Genomic DNA, 18,768 nt, shown 5'->3' with positions numbered 1-18,768 from the left:
TTTCATTCCATCACAAGTTAAACTATAGAAAAAGCCAAGCAGGTGAACAGTAATGACTACCATAATAACCGATACAGGATCTGATCTACCTAAACAATTATTGGACGAATACGAGATTATCATGCTGCCTCTAATTGTGCAGGTCAATGATGAAGAATATTTAGATCGATCTAACATCGAACCAAAACAGTTATATACATATATGAAGGAAGGCGCCGTCCCAAAAACAGCTCAAGTTCCTCCATCAATCATTAAAGAAACATTAACTTCATGTGCGAGAAATGGACAACCTGCCATCTATATCACTTTATCTTCAGGAATCAGTGGGACCTATCAAACAGCTGTACTTATGAAAAATGAAGTGCTAGAAGAATATCCAAACGCTCAAATAGAAGTGTTTGATAGCCAATCCGCATCATTAGGATTTGGTTTGATGGTCTATGAAGCGGCTAAAGAAGCCAAGGAAGGAAAATCCTTTGATGAGGTTCTTCACACGCTTCAACACTATCAAAACCACCTTGAACATATTTTTACCGTCGATGACCTTGAATATTTATTGCGCGGCGGCAGAGTGAGTAAAACAGCCGCTCTCATGGGGACACTTTTAAAGATTAAGCCTGTTCTTCACATGGAAGATGGAAAGCTGTTTCCACTTGAAAAACTGCGTGGAAAGAAAAGAGTTCTAGGACGCATGGTAGAACTTATGAAAGAAAGAGCTTCTTCTCTTGATGACATTACGATCGGAATCAGTCATGCTGATGATACGGAAACGGCAAAAGCTTTAAAAGATTTGATTATTGAAGAAACAGGAAACAAGAACATTTTAGTTACGATGATCGGTTGTGCGATCGGCGCTCACGCAGGACCTGGAACAATTGCCTTATTCTTCTTAAATACACCTAAAAAACATCTTAAAACATGATGAATAATGAGACCCCTTCTGACAGATGTTAGAGTCAGGAGGGATTTTTTATGACGCACCATAATACAAAAGACAATAATAAACGCCCAGAAGATAATCAGGCAATGAATCAATTGAAAAATGAAGCAGAACTCCAGAGTAAACAAAAAGGAAAACAGCCATACTCAAAAAAACCTGATCATCTTTAATATCGAAAAAAGCCCCCTATCAAAAGGGAGCTTTTTTCATGTCTTTATTCAGTCTGTCAGAATTAGATGATCGGAAATTTAATCGTAAAACAAGTGTCATGTCTTGAAGAACTTACTTCAATCGTCCCATTATGTTTTTCAACGATCTGTTTACAAACTGAAAGCCCAAGTCCAGTTCCGAGTGACTTTGTCGTAACAAATGGTTCAAAAACGTTTTCAAGTAAATAATCAGGTATCGGGTTACCATTATTACAGATTGATAATTCTGCATTATTGTCTTCGTTTTTCTTTAAAGAAACCTTAATCTTTCTCTCACCACTCCAGCCACTTAATTCTTCGACTGCATTCACTAGGATGTTCAATAACACCTGTTTGATCTGTGAACTGTCGCCCTCTGTAAACACGTCTTTTTCAACCTGAGAAATGGTTACAATATTCGTTTCAGTAAAACGTGGATACATAAAGTTAAGCATTTCCTTCAAAAGTGATGATAACGAGACTTTCTCCAGCTTATCTTGCAAGCCTCTCATCTTTGATAAATAGAGAAACTGTGTAATCTTTTCTTCAAGACTCTGCATCTCGTTTTGTATGATCTCAAAATAATACTCTGATTGGTCCGTCTTATCTAATTCTTTTTGTAAAAGATAGATGAAACCCTTGACGGAAGTAAGTGGATTTCGAAATTCATGGGCAAAACTGGCTGCAATCTGTCCAAGCATAGTTAACCGATCGTGGTGCATCTCTTGGATAAACTGATTTTTGCGGTCGATGATCGAATCCTTAAGCGCCGTATACTCTTGAACACTCAAGAAGACAAGTTGATCAAAATACCTCTGCATTTTTAGAACACCATCGCCTTTTAATTGGTCATTTAAGAGCGAACACATTAAAAGTTCATAGACGATGCTCCGGCCGACGTTAATATTATGAACAAAATCTCCCACGTTCGCTTTTGCTTCGATTCGTTCCTTGGCGATCTTACTCGTTAGAGCTTGCAGTCTATCCAGTGAACCTGTTTCCAGAAAGTTGATCAGTTCTACAATCGTTTGATGACCATTCTTTTTTACTTCTTCATAAAAAGGGTCGTTTTGAGGCAACAGTACGTTTTCCAGCCATTTTTCTACAATGCTTGTTCTTTGGTTGTTTAAGAATTGAGCAAGTTCTGTATTTGATTGTGTGTGTGTACTGCTATCCAATGTTATCACCCTTTTATTGAAAGGCTGTTTCGTATACATTGTTGCTTGCCCGCTTTCCATGGGGCGTGCGTTGAGCCTCCTGCCTCTTTGCGCCGTTTAGAGGTCTCACACCTTACACTACATTCAACTAGTGCGTTTGAGTAAAAGGAAGACAATGCAACAATCTTAGGAATAAGCCTATTGAAAAAACTCTATTCTCATTATGAATGAAATTGCATGTTTCTACAATGCATTGTCGAAATCTGTATAAACCATGGAAAAATATACATGATGTCGATTCGTATGGAGAAACTATCTGTAAATGAGTTTTGAAAGGATGGTTTTCATGCACACGATGTGGAAAGGTGCAATCAGCTTTGGCCTTGTTAATATTCCTATCAAGCTGTTTGCAGCAACTGAAAATAAAGATATTAAAATGAGATATTTACACGAGAAATGCCATAGTCCCGTTCAATATGAAAAGATTTGCCCTGTATGTGAAGAGACTGTGGACTCAAAAGAAATTGTAAAAGGATACGAGTATGAACCCGGTAAGTTCGTAGTGGTAGAAAAGGAAGAACTTGATGAACTAGCAGGTGTTTCTGATAAATCGATCGAGATCATCGATTTTATTAAGTTAGAGGAAATTGATCCTATCTTTTATAACCGTTCCTATTTCGTTGGACCTGGAGAGAACGGTACAAAATCTTTTGCCCTCTTAAAAAAAGCAATGGAAGACACCGGGAAGATCGGACTCGCCAAGTTCACACTTCGATCAAAAGAACATCTTGCTGCTGTTCGTGTATACAAAAACGGCCTAGTCCTGGAAACCATCTTTTATCCCGATGAAGTAAGGAATGTGGATCATGTTCCTGGATTAACAGATGAAGTATCACTCAATGAAAAAGAAGTTGAGATGGCCAAACAGCTTATCGAACAATTAACGGCCCCGTTCGAGCCTGAAAAGTATGAAGACGAATACCGAGAAGCGGTTCTCGAATTGATCAACTCAAAAATTTCTGGTGATGAAGTGAAAGTTGCGAAGGAAAAACCAAGAACAAATGTTGTAGATCTTATGGAAGCACTTCAAGCTTCTATCAATGAGAGTAAAGGAAAAGAAACTGCTGGTAAAGGTAAGAAAACGAAAGAAACGGCTTCTAAGAAAAGCAATGATTCCACAGAAACAAAGCCTAAAAAGAAAAAGTCAACAGCAAAGAAAAAAGCTAGTTCATGATCCAATCCTTTTTAAAACCGATGCTTCCTTCTCTTTCAAATGAATTGCCCGAAGGAGATCAGTGGGTATATGAAGTGAAGTATGACGGGTTCAGATGCTTACTTTTCTGGGATCATTCCAATGTAATCATGACATCTAGAAATGGTCATCCTCTGCATGGAATTTTCCCTGAGATTGCAGATCATCTAAAAAGCATTGAGCATCGTGTTAAACACATGTTTCCACTTCTATTAGATGGAGAACTATGCATTCTAGAAAACGAGAATAAAGCCAATTTTGAACACATTCAAAAAAGAGGCAGATTAAAACAACCCGATAAAATTGCACAAGCTTCTATAAATAACCCATCGTCGTATTGTGCATTCGATCTGCTAGCTAGTAAAGAGGAATACATTTATCGAAAGGGTTTTCTGGAACGAAAAGAAAAATTGCAGAGTCTTCTTCTGCTTGCAGGTGTTCACGTGAATAAAATTTCACTTGAGAGTCGTCTTAATTGTATTCCATTTACTTCGGCAAGATCGGAAATTATGAAAAGAGTTCAAGTAGACAAGAGTGAAGGAATCGTGGCAAAGAGCCTTTCGAGTAAATGGACTCCAGGACTTCGGACAAACGAATGGATCAAAGTGAAAAATCTTAAATTTCATCCCTTTATCGTATTGGGTTATGATACGGAAAACGGTTTTTTCCATGTTGGTGTAATCAATAAAGGGACCGTTGAGTTTGTTGGATTATTCTCTCACGGCATTTCTCCTCAAGAGAAGGAAGCGCTGATTCAAATCATAAAAAAAAATATGAAAAGCAAGAACGGTACGCTTATTATGATAGAGCCTTCGATCTGTGTAGAACTTTCGTATTTAGAACTATACAAAAATCAATTGAGACAGCCAAGGTTTGTTTCATTCCGTTTTGATACAAACTGGGAGGAATGTACATGGGAAAGCCTTCAAAAGAACAAGTAGATCTTCATGTTAACGGCGAGATCGTAAAGTTAACAAGCCCTAACAAACCATTATGGCCGGACCACGATATTGTTAAAGTTGAATATATCAATTACTTAACTCAGATAGCGCCATATATGCTGCCTTTTTTGAAGAATCGGTCCTTAACGGTCATCAGATATCCTCATGGAGTGAGTGAGGAAAAGTTCTATCAAAAGAATTGTCCAGATTATGCTCCACAATATGTACATACGAATATGGAAGAAGATATTAATTATATCGTTTGTAATAACTTGCCTACATTGCTCTGGTTAGGAAACCAGCTTGCATTCGAGTTTCACATTCCATATCGAACAGTTGAAAATGTTCATCCATCAGAGATCGTGATGGATTTAGATCCTCCCTCTCGTAAGGAATTTCATCTTTCGGTAGAAGCCGCGCTTATGATAAAAGAAGTTTGTGATAAGTTACATCTCACCACGTTCATCAAAACAAGTGGTAATAAGGGTATGCAGATCTATATTCCATTACCTGAACAAGCCGTCACATTTGAAGAATCACGGCTATTCACAGAGTTTCTCGCACAGTATTTAATCGAACGGGAGCCTGAATGGTTTACGATCGAACGGTTAAAAAAGAACCGTGGCAACCGTTGCTATATTGATTACATTCAGCACGCCGAAGGTAAAACCATTATTGCTCCTTATTCTGTTAGAGGAAACGACGATGCTTTAGTAGCTACTCCCCTATATTGGAATGAAGTAAATGCTTCATTGAAGCCTGAACAGTTTCCACTTACTTCAATCATGGATCGGATAAAAGATGTAGATGACCCGTTTAAAGATTTTTTTTCTTGTAAAAGCAAACAGCCCATCCTACCTGTAATTAAGGCTCTTAAAAAAAAAAAGCCTCTAAGAAGATTTGAAGTTATCTTCCTAGAGACTTTTTTCCTGTCGTATACTTTGTCGCTACTGAAAGGTGTTGATTCCCACTCCAGGTTGCACGCTTTCCATCTGTTAACTCTGCTTAAATCATACACGACAAAGAGACCCTTACTTCTTGCTAACTTTACTGCACGTCTGTCTTTCGATCAACTGAAATGGGACGACTACTCGTTTTGCTTCTTTTTCTGGACATTGAATGCATTCTAAGAGTCCCTTAGCCGCTTCATAACCGAGTTTAAAGATATTGATGTCAACAGATGATAGTGAAGGTGATGAGAGTTCTGATAGCATAACGTTGTTGAAACTTAGTAACGAGATGTCATCGGGTACGGTCACACCTAGCTCGTTTAAAGTGCTCAAGACACCGAAGGACATAACGTCATCTATAACAAGGAGTGCTGAAGGTGGCTCTTTTAACGCGAGAAGCTCTTTTACTGCTTCTTGCCCTCCTTCTTTTAAAAACTCTTCATGAACGATGTACTCATCTTTATAAGGGAGTCCCGCATTTCGTATAGCTTTTTCATAGCCTAATAACCGGTCGATGGTTACTACTAGATTCAAATTTCCTCCTACAAAACCGATTCGTTCGTGACCTAATGATATGAGATATTCTGTCATTTCTTGAGCAGCTTTGAAGTTATCATTATCTATATGTGTAATACTTTCAGCGTTTTTAAACGGCTTACCGATTACTGTGAACGGGAATTTTTGTTCTTGCAGGTAGCACATGATCCGATCATCTACACGTGAATACAACATAACGATGCCATCCACTCGACGACCTTGTACCATTCGCACAACCCCTTCGAAGATTTCATCTTCTGTATTACCTGTCGACATGTATAGGGCGTATTCTTGTTCATGTGCAATCGTACTGATTCCTCTGATTACTTCTGGAAAAAACGGATTTTGAAATGCTTTGTCTGCAGAACTAGGCATGACAAGACCGATTGCCTGAGTGCTTCGGTTTGCCAAACTTCTTGCATTAAAGTTTGGATGATAGCCAAGATAGTCCATCGCTTCTTTAACTTTTCGTTTTGTTTTTTCAGAAATTCGAGGATTATTCGCAATTACTCTTGAAACGGTTGAAGGTGCAACATCTGCTAATTTTGCTACGTCTTTTATCGTTACTGACATGTATAGTCCTCCTTTCAGACTATTTGGCATAGTGTATACGCTTACTTTATTCCATCAATTATTGTATAGCGTTCGTAGGAAAAAAGAAATATTAATTCCTTTCCACTTTTAATGTTTTCGACTTTTTTTGTAAATTGAATGGTTCTAAGACTTTCCAACTCTATAAAGTGCGTTTTTTTCTTTTATTATAAATATAGAAAGAACTCAACAATAGTACGATTATCGCTGCTGCTATTAAGTAGAGCTTCCAATCGGAATCTGCTTCTTGTACAGAATAAATATCAGCTGATTCCCCAGCCATATTCATTTCAACTGAAGTGTCGTTCACCTTTATCTCTTCGTCTGACAACAGACTTACAAGTTTTTTATTATGAAGGCTTTTATCCGAAAATGAAATAGCAGACTTCTTCTTATCATTGTTAAAAGCGATATAAAGTGTTTCATCCTGATATTTTCGTTTAAAGACGGCTTTCCCATCTTTATCAACAATCATCGAATAATCACCACGTCTAAGTGCAGGATGTTTCTGTCTAAGCTTTCCTAATTTTGAACTGAACTTTTCAAAATCCTTATTTTGAGTAAAGTCCATCATGCGACGGTTGTCCGGATCTTTTGCTCCATCCATCAAATGCTCTGTTCCTTGATAGAGGATGGGAATACCAGGTGCCGAGTAAAGGTAAGTAAGAGCTAACTTCAGCCTCTTTTCCGGATCTTCTCGCTTCAGCAGTGCTTCACGCACGAATCGAATGTTATCATGATTATCTATAAAATTCCCTAACGTATACGGATCTTTATAATAGAACTTGTTTCGCTCCCATACAGCGTTCAGTTCTGAAAGCGATTGTCCGCTTTGTCTAAATATACGAACCATCTCATTAAACAAAGGATAATCTACAAACGATTGAATTCCTGCTTTATTATACTCAGCAATATATCTTGGATCATTGTGCCAAACTTCACCGATCAAATAAAATCCAGGCTTAGCCTTATTCACTCGTTCTGAAAATTCTTGCCAAAAATCTTTTGGTACATGTTTCACTGTATCTAACCGATAGCCATCAATGTCTGTTTCTTTGATCCAATATTCAGCCATGTCGAGTAAATACTTACGTGTTTCATTGTTTTCAGTGTTCAGATCGGGCAAACCAGCGAGCCAGCCGTTCTCAACTTCTTTTTGGTTATCCCAGTTGCCGATCTCCATCTCTGGGTGGAACCAATCCTTTTTTGACTCCTCATCTAACCAAGTATGTTTATAGCCTGTATGATTTACGACAAGATCTAATATAACTTTTATATCACGATCATGTGCTTTTTTTACAAGCTGTTTCAACTCAACCTTTGAACCAAAATGTTCTTCTGTTTCATAGAAATTCTCTGTCCAATAACCGTGATAGCCACCTGGTTCGTTCTTAACAACAGGTGTCAGCCAGATTGCTGTAACACCAAGATCAGCTAGATAATCAAGCTTGTCCATGATCCCTTTGAAGTCTCCCCCATGGTATGCTGTGGGGTCATTAGGATCTACATCAAAATCGTTATTCTTATCTCCATTGTTGAACCTGTCCACCATGATAAAATAGATCGTTTCATCTTTCCATGATCGTTCTTCCTTTTTTTCTGCAAGCGCTTTATTTTGAACAGATAAAAAAAGAAGAAACGACATAGCCAAGAATATCATTCTTTTGCCCATCGCCGTTCCTCCTATGATGAGGTGCTGTGATTAACCTTTTGTACCGCCAGCAGTTAAGCCAGAGATAAAGTAACGCTGCAGTGATAAGAATAATAGACCGATTGGAATCGCTACTAATACTGAACCCGCTGCAAACAATGTGAAACTGTTTCCGAACTCATTCTTAATCATGTTAAACAGTCCAACTGCAAGTGTCATCTTTTCATCTGAACTGATCAGAATCGACGCTAAGATAAAATCAGCGAATGGTGAGATGAAACTGAAAAGTGCGATTACCGCTAAGATTGGCTTTGAAAGCGGCAGGATGATCTGCCAAAAGATACGAAAGTGACCAGCGCCATCAATTCGCGCAGATTCGTCTAGTTCTTTTGGAATCGTATCGTAATAGTTCTTTGCCAAGTATGTGTTCATCGGAATCAATCCACCCACATAAACAAGGATTAAGGCAAAATGTGTATCGAGCAATCCTACTTGGTAAGCTAAGATGTAGATTGCAAGGATCGCTACGAATTGTGGGATCATCTGCAAGATTAAGAAAAGAAGCAATCCGTTCTTACGCCCTATGAACTTGTATCTTGAAAATGCATAAGCCGTTAAGCCAATAAAGATAACAGAGAGAACCATCGTAATAAAACAAATCTTCAATGTGTTCCAATACCAGATCAGATAATCCGTCTCAGCAAATAACTCTTTATAATGAGCGAGAGTCGCATTTTTTGGAATGATCGTAGAACTGGATAGAGTGTTCCCTGGGTTAAAGGAAGAACCGATTACCCAAAGGATCGGATATATCACGATTGCGATCGCTGACAATAATACTAGATAGGACAGAGTTAATCGTATTCTTCTTGCTGTTTTTATACTCATATTAAATCATTCCTTCGTCCTTAAATGATTTCGTTTTTCTAAACTGCCACAATGCAAGTGACACGATGATCAACGATAATAATACAGTTACAGCTGCAGCCTTGCTGTATTGAGCTGAAGTCATCGTTAAGTTGTAGATCCAAGAGATCAAGATGTCTGTCCCACCTGCATTTTGATCAGCTACTGCAGGTCCACCGTTGTTAAATAGATAGATAACGTTGAAGTTATTAAAGTTGAACGTGTATTGCGTAATTAAAATTGGTGCTGTTGTAAATAAGACCATCGGAAGTGTGATCTTACGAAATTTATCCCAGTTCGATGCCCCATCCACAGTCGCTGCTTCATAAAGTTCCCCAGGAATCGACTGAAGTACACCGGTTGTCATCGCCATGATGAACGGGAAACCAAGCCAAGATTGGATAAAGATTAAGGCAACCTTCGTATAGAACGGATCCGTCATCCAAGGTATAGAATCGATTCCAAGAGGTGCTAAAATAGATTGGTTGATCGCTCCGAATGTATCATTGAACAATCCTGAGAAAATTAAGATAGATACGAAAGCCGGAACAGCCCAAGGCAAGATCAATAGTGTACGAATGATCCCTTTAAACTTAATTTCTTTCTGGTTCAATACAACTGCTAAGAAAATACCGACAGAAACCTGGAGTGTAGTAGCTGTAAAAGTCCAGATAATCGTCCATGCAAATACCGAGATAAACGTCTCACGCCAAATGTCTAGTGAGAAAATTTCAATAAAGTTTTTGAAACCAACCCAATCAACAAGCTTTGCTGGTGGTGAGTTGTATAAGTTGTAGTTCGTAAATGCTAACAACAGCATAAAGATGATTGGAAAAATAACAACGAAGATCAACAATAAGAATCCAGGTCCAACCATTAAATAAGGAAACCCTTTGTCTACTACATTGTGATATTGCTCTTTTAAAGTGTTAAGTTTTACACCGTTATCCCGTTTTTTTCCGTTTTGGAAAGCATCGTAGATATTAAAGTAGTAAAATGCTAAACCGATGCCTACTACAAGTATAGAGATAACGCCGTTAACAAGTAAGAAGATGGAATGATCTCTAGGCACCTCTGTTCCAAGTGTTACAATTCCCCAAAGTCCAATGTTTAGAAAATCAAGAAATGCTATAAAATAACAAATTGCTAAAAACAAGAATGCGAATCCTTTAACAAATTGCTTGTTATAAAATTGCCCCATTCCTGGAATGATTGACAGCAAAGCTGCGGTCTTACGGTGTGTCATTACAGGTTTCCCCTTTCTATTCCCCACTTTTGTGTATTGTTCGAAAGATTTTAGGACCCATTAATAAGTGAAATCTTTCCAACACACACAATAGTTAGAGAAAGCAGTACCCGCGACGTCTGGGTACCGCTTTCCAGTTACTGCTTATTATTTTTTACCGTGGTTCGCTTCAATGTTTTGTCCGATCGTCTTAACTGCGCTCTCTAGAGCAGCTTTTGGCTCAGACTTGCCAGTTGCAGATAATTGAAGTGCGTTTGCAGCTGGAGCCCATACTTCTGCCATTTCAGGAATGTTAGGCATTGGAACTCCACGTTCTGATTGAACGGCTACAGCTTTAGCTGCTTCGTTGTCTGCGATGATTGGGTCCTCCATTAAAGATACGATTGGAGGGATCTCTGCTGTTTTCTCAAAACGAGTCTTAGCGTTTTCTTCGTTTGTGATGAACTCAACAAGTTTTGCAGCCCACTCTTGGTTAGGAGAGAATTGGCTTACGTTGTAACCTTTAACACCGATAAACGTTTTTACATCTTCACCGTTTGGAAGTTTAGGCATTGGTGCAACACCGATGTCGATTCCAGCATCTTTATAGCCTTGGAAAGACCATGGTCCGTTCATTACTGAAGCAACTTTACCTTCTTGGAAAAGACCGTCGATCGTAGGGCCAGCTTTTTCACCGATGATTCCTTTAGGGAATAAGCCGTCTTTGTACCAGCTAGTGATATAATCTAATCCTTCAACAGCACCTTTGTTAGAAAGACCAAGGTCTTTTGCATCTAAAGTTCCGTTGTCATCTTTGAATACATAGCTTCCATATCCAGAAAGCACACCATTTGCAAAGTAGAAATCAGTCCAGTTAGCTAAGAAGCCATACTGTGCTCCACCTTTGTCACCTTTAGAGAATGCAAGTACATCATCAAAAGATTCAGGTGCTTCAGGCATTAATTTTTTGTTGTAGATAAAAACAGGTGTTTCAGTCGATTTTGGAAGTCCGTAAAGTTTTCCATCATATGTTAATGCGTTAATTGAAGATTCAGTGTAGAGCTTTGTTACATCATCAGATACTTTAATAGGTGCGATAAGACCTTCGATCGCTAATGGTCCAATACGGTCATGCGGAGTTGTAATAACATCCGGTCCTTTTTTAGCTGGTCCATCAAGACGAAGCTTTTCTTGTTGATCTAGCATCGGGATTTCCTTCAGATCAACTTTGATGCCGTATTTCTCTTCGAACTTTTTGATCGCGTCTTCAGTTCCAGCACCTTTTTCTTGGTCTTCCCACATTACTAATTTTTCAGGCTTGTCTGCAGCCGAGTCTTTCTTACCGCCTGTTGAAGAACTGTCTTCTTGCGGTCCGCAAGCAGCTAACGCACTTGCAGCTAGAGCAAAAGTTAAAGGCAATGCTAATAACTTTTTCATCAATTGTACCCCCTATTATTGTTAAAAGATCAAAGCATACAAACGTTTGCACAGATTAGCAAAAAAAATGTTTCTGTCATCTTATATATTTTTTTGCCGTTTATGAAAACGATTGCATTACCTGCTCAATTTCATTATACCTATGCTTTGAATTTTTACAATACTTTTTTAATTATTTTTGGTTTCGCTTTCATTTCTCTTGATTTTGTGAGTGAAAGCGGTTTATACTATCACCATTACAAGTTGAAGGCAATGTACGTTCCTTAGGGGTACAACCTAGTTTCTATAGGTTGTGCCCCATTTTTATTGCCCAAGACTGAGAGGAGATTTCAATATGTTAAAAGAAGCAATCTACCACAGAGCAGGCAACAACTTTGCTTATGCATATGACGAGACTACCCTTCACATCCGTCTTCGTACTAAAAAAGGTGATGTTGATTCTGTAACGTTAATTCATGGTGATCCTTATGACTGGACGAAGGATGGCTGGCAGACGTCTCGTTCCCTCATGACACTTTCGGGTACAGACGAATATTTTGATTACTATTTCATTGCGATTCAACCCCCGTTTAGGCGTTTGCGATATGGATTTGAACTAAAAAGCGGTGATGAAACGTTAGTGTTTACCGAAAAAGGCTTCTATAATGAAGCTCCGTTCGATGACACAGCTTATTACTTCTGTTTTCCATTCTTAAATGGCATTGATGTATTTCGTGCTCCTTCTTGGGTGAAGGATACGGTTTGGTATCAAATTTTCCCTGAACGTTTTGCAAACGGGGATCCGAGCAACGATCCTGAGGGTTCTCTTCCGTGGGCAAGCGAAGAACCGAAATTTAACAATTTCTTTGGCGGAGATTTTCAAGGTGTTATCGATCACATTGATCACCTCGTTAAACTTGGTGTGACAGGGATCTATTTCACACCCATCTTTAAAGCGAAGTCTAATCATAAGTACGATACGATCGATTATTTAGAGATCGACCCACAATTCGGTGATAAAGAAACGTTTAAGCAGCTAGTGAAAGTATGCCATGAAAACGGTATTAAAGTTATGCTTGACGCCGTGTTTAATCATAGCGGATATTATTTTGAACCGTTTCAGGATGTGTTAAGTAATCAAGAGAGATCTTCTTATAAGAATTGGTTCCATTTAAGAGAATTTCCAATTCAGACTGAACCACGCCCAAATTATGATACGTTTGCTTTTGAAAAATCGATGCCGAAACTGAACACCGAAAACCCAGAGGTTCGTGAATACTTACTCAAGGTTGCTCGTTATTGGGTGGAAGAGTTTGATATTGATGGATGGAGATTAGATGTTGCGAATGAAGTGGATCATTCATTTTGGAGAGAATTCAGAACCGCTGTTAAGTCTGTCAAACCAGATGCATATATCTTAGGTGAGATCTGGCATGATTCAATGAATTGGCTTCAAGGAGATCAGTTCGACGCCGTTATGAACTATCCGTTCACAAATGCTGCTCTTGATTTTGTAGCAAAAGAAACAATCGATGCAAAAGTGTTTGCTGAAAAAATGACGGCTGTTCTTCATATGTACCCTGAAAACGTAAACGAAGCTGCGTTTAATCTTTTAGGCTCGCATGATACAAAACGTGTTCTAACGTTCTGTGATGAAAATAAGGATAAGATGAAGTTATTGTTCTTATTGATGTTAACCTTTAAAGGAACACCGTGTATCTATTATGGCGACGAAATCGGTATGACGGGTGGTAATGATCCAGGTTGCAGAAAATGTATGGAATGGGATGAAAGCAAACAGGATCTAGAACTTTTCAATCACATTCAAGCATTGCTTAGCCTTCGTCAAAATCACAAGATATTAGCAAATGATGGAGAAATAAAGTTTATTTATGCAGATGAGCAAACATTAGTTTATGAGCGTTCAACAGAAGAAGAAAGTGTTTGGATTCTTTTGAATGCTAGTGAACACAGCGCGGAACTTTCCATTAAGATTCCTGAAGACTACTCCCACATTTTGGGGTCGTCCTTCTCTGGTTCTCTCCCTGGATATGGCTTTAGTATATACAGAAGAAAATAAACATGTTCCCCTCACTGTAAAAAGTGAGGGGATTTTATTTCAGTAAGTACGCATACCTGTTACAATAAGTAAATGTTAAAACCATATCATATAAACACGATGGAGAGGGATTCACATGAAAGGCAACAAAGCTGCTAAGCTTTCCCTTTTTGCCATAACGTGGCCAATTTTTATAGAGATTATGCTTCATATGTTGATGGGGAACGCCGATACTCTTATGCTCAGTCAATATTCTGATCATTCTGTAGCCGCTGTTGGTCTTACTAATCAACTTTTATCAATCGTAATCGTTATGTTTGGATTTGTTGCTACAGGAGCCAGTGTCGTTATTGCACAGGCAATAGGTGCTAAGCTTGAACGAACGGCTGCTGAGGTAGCTGTCGTTGCGATCTTAGGGAACTTGCTTTTTGGGTTGCTCTTAAGTGCTGCATTATTAATCTTTGGCGATGTGTTCTTAAGATGGATGAATACGCCACCAGAGTTGATGGCGGAAGCATCGAGCTATCTTATGATCGTAGGAGGATTTTCATTTATTCAATCAGTCATCATGACGATCGGAGCTGCTATTAGAAGCTACGGTTTTACGAAAGATGCTATGTACGTGACGATTGGAATGAACATCTTAAACGTATTTGGAAACTATTTATTCATATTCGGAGCTTTCGGCTTTCCTGTACTAGGTGTTGAAGGAGTAGCGATATCAACATCTGTTAGCCGTTTTTTAGGATTAGTTGTGATTCTTTATCTCTTGTTCAAGCGCTCTTCTATACCACTGCCCTTTGCGAGCTCAATCAAACTATTTCCTCTTCATATTAAGGGTGTATTAAAGATCGGATTACCATCAGCCGGAGAGCACCTTTCCTACAGCGGATCTCAGATGCTCATCACGTTCTTCATTACGCTGCTTGGTACAACTGCACTGACGACTAAAGTGTATACCTTTAATATCATGATGTTTATCTTCCTTTTTGCCGTAGCGATCGGTCAAGGTACACAGATATTAATCGGTCATTTAATAGGTGCAAAATCATACGACTCTGCTTATAAGATGTGTCTCAAAAGTCAGACGTATGCCATGATCATAAGTTTTCTAATGGCAGGTATAGCTTCACTATTCGCAAAGCCACTTCTGTCTATTTTCACAGATAATCCTGAGATTATTAAGGAAGGTACTGTTCTTTTATACTTAACGCTCCTGCTCGAACCTGGCCGCTCTTTTAATCTTGTTATTATTTCCAGTTTGAGAGCTGCAGGTGATGTGAAATTCCCGGTCATTATGGGTGTCATCTCAATGTGGGGAGTAAGTGTCCCTCTTGCCTACTTGTTGGGAATTACCTTTGATCTGGGATTAATAGGGATCTGGCTAGCTTTCACTGCAGATGAATGGCTGCGGGGGTTATTCATGCTGTCGAGATGGCGTAATAGAAAGTGGCAAAAACAATTAATCGTGAAACAAGAAGCAACTGCATAAACACTAAAAACCGGAGAACAGTATGTACTCCGGTTTTTTCTATTTAATCTATGATATTAATTTTATAGTCTGTCAACCAGCTGTCGATCTGCGCAAGATGAGCCATCAATTGTGGTCCTGTCATAAGCTGGCCGAACCAAGGTTCTTTAAACGTCTCTCCATTCGTTTGAATGATGTCCTGAACGCGTGCTCGGTTTAATACTTCAAACAAGGGTGAATTCTTTTTTGCGACAATGCTTGTTAGCCAATCTTTTACGCCGTTCGTATAATCCGGATGGAACGTTTTCGGGTAAGGACTCTTTTTTCGATATAGAACATCATTCGGAAGAACACCAGTAAGTGCTTTTCTAAGTATTCCCTTCTCTCTTCCATCTAACATTTTCATGTCCCAAGGAATGTTCCATGCGTATTCTACTATTCTATGATCTGCAAACGGCACCCTTACTTCCAATGAAGCTCCCATGCTCATACGGTCTTTGCGATCCAATAGAGTCGTCATAAACCAAATCATATTCAAATAGAAGATCTCTCGTCTTCGCGCTTCTATTTTAGTTTCTCCCTCTAAGGCAGGCGTTTCATTTACCGTATCTTCGTAACGTTGCTGCACATATGAAGCTAAATTTAGTTTACTAGCCCACGAGTCTTGCAAGAGATTCTGACGAGCTTCTGTTGAACGCATCCACGGAAACATCGGACGATTTAATAGCTCTTCTTTATGAAACCATGGATATCCTCCAAAGATCTCGTCAGCGCATTCTCCTGATAGTGCAACGGTTGACTGTGGTTTAATCTGACGACAGAACCATAACAGAGAAGAATCAACATCAGCCATTCCAGGCAGATCCCGAACAGTGACAGCTTCACGCAAATGATTGATTAATAGTTCATTATCGATCACACAGCTATGATGAACAGATCCTGTCGCCTCAACCATCTGATTGATCCAATACGCATCTGAATTGGGCTGATAATCACTCGCTTTAAAATACTTCTCATTATCAACATAATCAATGCTGAACGTATGAAGGTCACCCTTGTTTTCTTCTTTAAAATATTTAGCTGCGATTGCTGTTATCGCACTTGAATCGAGGCCGCCAGAGAGAAACGTACATACGGGTACATCTGCAACCAGCTGCCGTGTTACTGCATCAGTCACAAGATTCTTCACATTTTCTATCGTGTCTTCTAAAGAGTCTTGATGTGGTTTACTTTCTACGTTCCAATACCGCCAAATTTTCAGCCCGTTTTTTGAATACGTCGCAGCATGGGCAGGACGAAGCTCTTTTATTCCTTTATATACACCGTTACCTGGAGTACGTGATGGTCCTAGACCGAATACTTCTTGCAATCCTTCACGATCGATTTCTGCCTTCACATCTGGATGAGCTAATATAGATTTTATTTCAGAACCAAATAACAGCATACCGCCTTTTTCCGAATAAAAGAACGGCTTAACTCCTAGTCTATCTCGTGCTACAAACAAACTTTGCTTTTCTTCATCCCAAATGCCAAATGCAAATATTCCATTAAAACGATCGATACAACTTTCTCCCCATTCCATATAAGAAGTAAGCAACACTTCTGTATCAGAATGCCCCTCAAACGAATACCCTCTTTGTAAAAGTTCCTTACGTAGATCTTCGGTGTTGTAAAGCTCTCCGTTATAGCAAAGTGTATACTGTAATTTGTTCTTTGTTCTCGTCATCGGCTGAACGCCGCCTTCAATATCTACTACTGCTAACCTTGCGTGACCAAAACCTGCATGCGTAGTACTCCATACATTGAGTGCGTCAGGTCCTCTTTTTGATAAAGGTGTGGCCATCTTAATCAATATATTTTTTTCATGTGTGAGGTTACGATTCCAATCTGCCCAACCCGTTATTCCGCACATTGGTTTCATCCTTTCTGTACAAACTCCATTTCTAGTACGTATGCCCATTACTCAGCATATGCTTTTATCCTTGTACGGGTGTTTTTTAAAAATTTGTGTATGTTCTCATAAGTTGTATATAATGAATACATATTTCAGAAGATAAAGGTGATAATTACATGCCACAGTCGAAATTTTTTCGTATCGGTTACGGATTTCTGCTCATTTTTTTAATCATTTTAGTAGGAACAAAGATTGACTTTATTTTCAGGCCGATCGTCGTTCTTGTTCAAACGTTATTTTTCCCGTTTTTACTTGGCGGTGTTCTTTATTATCTGTTCCGGCCAGTCGTTCAGTTCTTGCATAAGCGAAATGTGCCGAAGGTGTTATCTATCCTTCTCATCTATCTGCTTGCGATCGGACTTTTCGTATTGCTATTCTATTCTATTGGTCCGATACTACAAAGACAGGTAAGTAATTTAATCGAGAATACACCTGCTTTAATCGATGCAATTCGTTCAAAACTGAATGATTTACAGCAAAATGAATGGGTAAGCCGTTTCCAAGAAAGTGACCAATTTGATGTGAAAGAAATCTCTGATAAAGTGACTGCCTATTTATCTACTAGTGTTCAAACAATTGGTACGAACATCGCAAACTTTATTGGAATCATCACAAACATTATTATGATTTTTGTTACTGTTCCTTTCATTCTTTATTACATGCTAAAAGAGGGTGAAAAAGCTCCACAGATGGTGCTTCAAACTCTTCCAGAAAGACAGCGTAATAATGGTACAAAAATTCTAAAAGACATGGACATCGCACTTAGTTCTTACATTCAAGGACAGATCCTTGTCAGTGTCTGTGTCGGTACAATGCTGTATATCGGTTATCTCGTAATTGGAATCGAGTACTCGCTGATCTTAGCTATTATCGCGATGTTCACTAATGTTATTCCGTTCCTTGGACCGATTATCGGAGTCGTCCCAGCACTAATCGTAGCCATTGTTGACTCGCCAGCGATGGTCATCAAAGTACTAGTCGTTATGGTTATTGCTCAGCAGATCGAGGGTAATGTAATTTCTCCTCAAGTTATGGGTAAAAAGCTGGATATTCATCCGCTAACGATTATTTCTATTTTGCTTGTAGCCGGTAGTCTTGGCGGTCTGCTTGGATTGATTCTAGCTGTTCCGGTATATGCTGTGCTAAAGGTTATTGCCCTGCACACGTATCGCTTGATAAACCTAAGAAAATCAAAAGAGCTTTAAAATAATGTGGTATTGGAAAAAGCATCGGATATTAACGTCCGATGCTTTTTTTGTATTTTCTGTATGGCGCTCGTATTTTCTGTATGCCGCTCGTATTTTCTGTATGCCGCTCGTATTTTCTGTATGCCGCTCGTATTTTCTGTATGCCGCTCGTATTTTCTGTATGCCGCTCGTATTTTCTGTATGCCGCTCGTATTTTCTGTATGCCGCTCGTATTTTCTGTATGCCGCTCGTCCATCGTGCTTGTCAGCCGCTGGACGAGCACTTAAACCGCCATCTACTCTTTTATTACAAAAGAAAACACACCATTTCAAAATCAAATGAA

General features: G+C 39.0%; 16 protein-coding genes. 8 read left to right on the top strand and 8 right to left on the bottom strand.

Going from position 1 to position 18,768, the window contains the following annotated elements:
- Nucleotides 1–52 precede the first annotated feature (52 nt).
- Together ACNJYY_RS07925 and ACNJYY_RS07920 are read left to right on the top strand one after the other, a co-directional pair.
- Complete coding sequence (locus tag ACNJYY_RS07925) at nucleotides 53–922, top strand: DegV family protein (protein WP_416731287.1); 870 nt, start codon at nucleotides 53–55, stop codon at nucleotides 920–922.
- 50 nt (nucleotides 923–972) lie between these two features.
- On the top strand, nucleotides 973–1,110 hold the full coding sequence (locus ACNJYY_RS07920) for a hypothetical protein (RefSeq protein WP_416731286.1): 138 nt from the start codon (nucleotides 973–975) through the stop codon (nucleotides 1,108–1,110).
- 62 nt (nucleotides 1,111–1,172) lie between these two features.
- On the opposite strand, the gene ACNJYY_RS07915 is transcribed toward ACNJYY_RS07920, so the two are convergent.
- A complete protein-coding gene (locus ACNJYY_RS07915; protein WP_416731285.1) occupies nucleotides 1,173–2,306 on the bottom strand; it encodes a histidine kinase N-terminal domain-containing protein in 1,134 nt (377 codons plus the stop codon).
- Between the two features lie 325 nt (nucleotides 2,307–2,631).
- On the opposite strand from ACNJYY_RS07915, the gene ACNJYY_RS07910 reads away from it, so the two are divergent.
- Genes ACNJYY_RS07910 through ligD (ACNJYY_RS07900) form a run of 3 tightly spaced genes read left to right on the top strand, consistent with a single transcriptional unit; the run spans nucleotide 2,632 to nucleotide 5,608 of the window.
- Nucleotides 2,632–3,519, top strand: a complete 888-nt coding sequence (locus ACNJYY_RS07910) for a Ku protein (protein ID WP_416731284.1) — start codon at nucleotides 2,632–2,634, stop codon at nucleotides 3,517–3,519.
- Complete coding sequence (gene ligD, locus ACNJYY_RS07905) at nucleotides 3,516–4,478, top strand: non-homologous end-joining DNA ligase (protein ID WP_416731283.1); 963 nt, start codon at nucleotides 3,516–3,518, stop codon at nucleotides 4,476–4,478. Before ACNJYY_RS07910 ends, ligD (ACNJYY_RS07905) begins: the two co-directional genes overlap by 4 nt.
- Nucleotides 4,451–5,608, top strand: coding sequence for a non-homologous end-joining DNA ligase (ligD, locus tag ACNJYY_RS07900; protein WP_416731282.1), 1,158 nt, complete (start codon nucleotides 4,451–4,453; stop codon nucleotides 5,606–5,608). The genes ligD (ACNJYY_RS07905) and ligD (ACNJYY_RS07900) overlap by 28 nt, the downstream gene beginning before the upstream one ends.
- Here ligD (ACNJYY_RS07900) and ACNJYY_RS07895 read toward each other — a convergent pair.
- The 5 genes from ACNJYY_RS07895 to ACNJYY_RS07875 form a co-directional block, all read right to left on the bottom strand.
- Nucleotides 5,510–6,538, bottom strand: a complete 1,029-nt coding sequence (locus tag ACNJYY_RS07895; RefSeq protein WP_416731281.1) for a LacI family DNA-binding transcriptional regulator — start codon at nucleotides 6,536–6,538, stop codon at nucleotides 5,510–5,512. The two genes, ligD (ACNJYY_RS07900) and ACNJYY_RS07895, sit on opposite strands and share 99 nt — an antisense overlap.
- Nucleotides 6,539–6,698: 160 nt before the next feature.
- Nucleotides 6,699–8,228: an alpha-amylase family glycosyl hydrolase gene (locus ACNJYY_RS07890; protein WP_416731280.1), complete on the bottom strand. Its 1,530-nt coding sequence runs from the start codon at nucleotides 8,226–8,228 to the stop codon at nucleotides 6,699–6,701.
- Between the two features lie 30 nt (nucleotides 8,229–8,258).
- Nucleotides 8,259–9,095: a sugar ABC transporter permease gene (locus tag ACNJYY_RS07885; RefSeq protein WP_066393025.1), complete on the bottom strand. Its 837-nt coding sequence runs from the start codon at nucleotides 9,093–9,095 to the stop codon at nucleotides 8,259–8,261.
- A gap of 1 nt (nucleotide 9,096) precedes the next feature.
- Nucleotides 9,097–10,359 carry a carbohydrate ABC transporter permease gene (locus ACNJYY_RS07880; RefSeq protein WP_416731279.1) on the bottom strand — a complete coding sequence of 421 codons (1,263 nt, stop codon included), beginning with the start codon at nucleotides 10,357–10,359 and terminating at the stop codon, nucleotides 9,097–9,099.
- Nucleotides 10,360–10,506: 147 nt separating this feature from the next.
- On the bottom strand, nucleotides 10,507–11,775 hold the full coding sequence (locus ACNJYY_RS07875) for an extracellular solute-binding protein (RefSeq protein ID WP_416731278.1): 1,269 nt from the start codon (nucleotides 11,773–11,775) through the stop codon (nucleotides 10,507–10,509).
- Nucleotides 11,776–12,109: 334 nt separating this feature from the next.
- Between ACNJYY_RS07875 and ACNJYY_RS07870 the strand changes: the two genes are divergently transcribed.
- Complete coding sequence (locus ACNJYY_RS07870; RefSeq protein WP_416731277.1) at nucleotides 12,110–13,834, top strand: glycoside hydrolase family 13 protein; 1,725 nt, start codon at nucleotides 12,110–12,112, stop codon at nucleotides 13,832–13,834.
- A gap of 115 nt (nucleotides 13,835–13,949) precedes the next feature.
- Complete coding sequence (locus ACNJYY_RS07865; RefSeq protein ID WP_416731276.1) at nucleotides 13,950–15,305, top strand: MATE family efflux transporter; 1,356 nt, start codon at nucleotides 13,950–13,952, stop codon at nucleotides 15,303–15,305.
- A 43-nt stretch (nucleotides 15,306–15,348) separates the two neighbouring features.
- Here the strand turns inward: ACNJYY_RS07865 and asnB are convergent, their stop codons facing one another.
- A complete protein-coding gene (asnB, locus tag ACNJYY_RS07860) occupies nucleotides 15,349–17,196 on the bottom strand; it encodes an asparagine synthase (glutamine-hydrolyzing) (RefSeq protein ID WP_416731275.1) in 1,848 nt (615 codons plus the stop codon).
- 158 nt (nucleotides 17,197–17,354) lie between these two features.
- On the opposite strand from asnB, the gene ACNJYY_RS07855 reads away from it, so the two are divergent.
- The gene (locus ACNJYY_RS07855) at nucleotides 17,355–18,443 is read left to right on the top strand and encodes an AI-2E family transporter (RefSeq protein WP_144701205.1); all 1,089 of its coding nucleotides are present in this window, start codon (nucleotides 17,355–17,357) and stop codon (nucleotides 18,441–18,443) included.
- A 31-nt stretch (nucleotides 18,444–18,474) separates the two neighbouring features.
- On the opposite strand, the gene ACNJYY_RS07850 is transcribed toward ACNJYY_RS07855, so the two are convergent.
- Nucleotides 18,475–18,708, bottom strand: a complete 234-nt coding sequence (locus tag ACNJYY_RS07850; protein ID WP_416731274.1) for a hypothetical protein — start codon at nucleotides 18,706–18,708, stop codon at nucleotides 18,475–18,477.
- Between the last annotated feature and the right edge of the window lie 60 nt (nucleotides 18,709–18,768).

The organism is Fictibacillus tiangongensis (assembly GCF_048083785.1).
Taxonomy (GTDB): domain Bacteria; phylum Bacillota; class Bacilli; order Bacillales; family Fictibacillaceae; genus Fictibacillus.
Note: the sequence above shows the minus strand (reverse complement) of the source record. Positions and strands in the feature narration are given on the sequence as shown.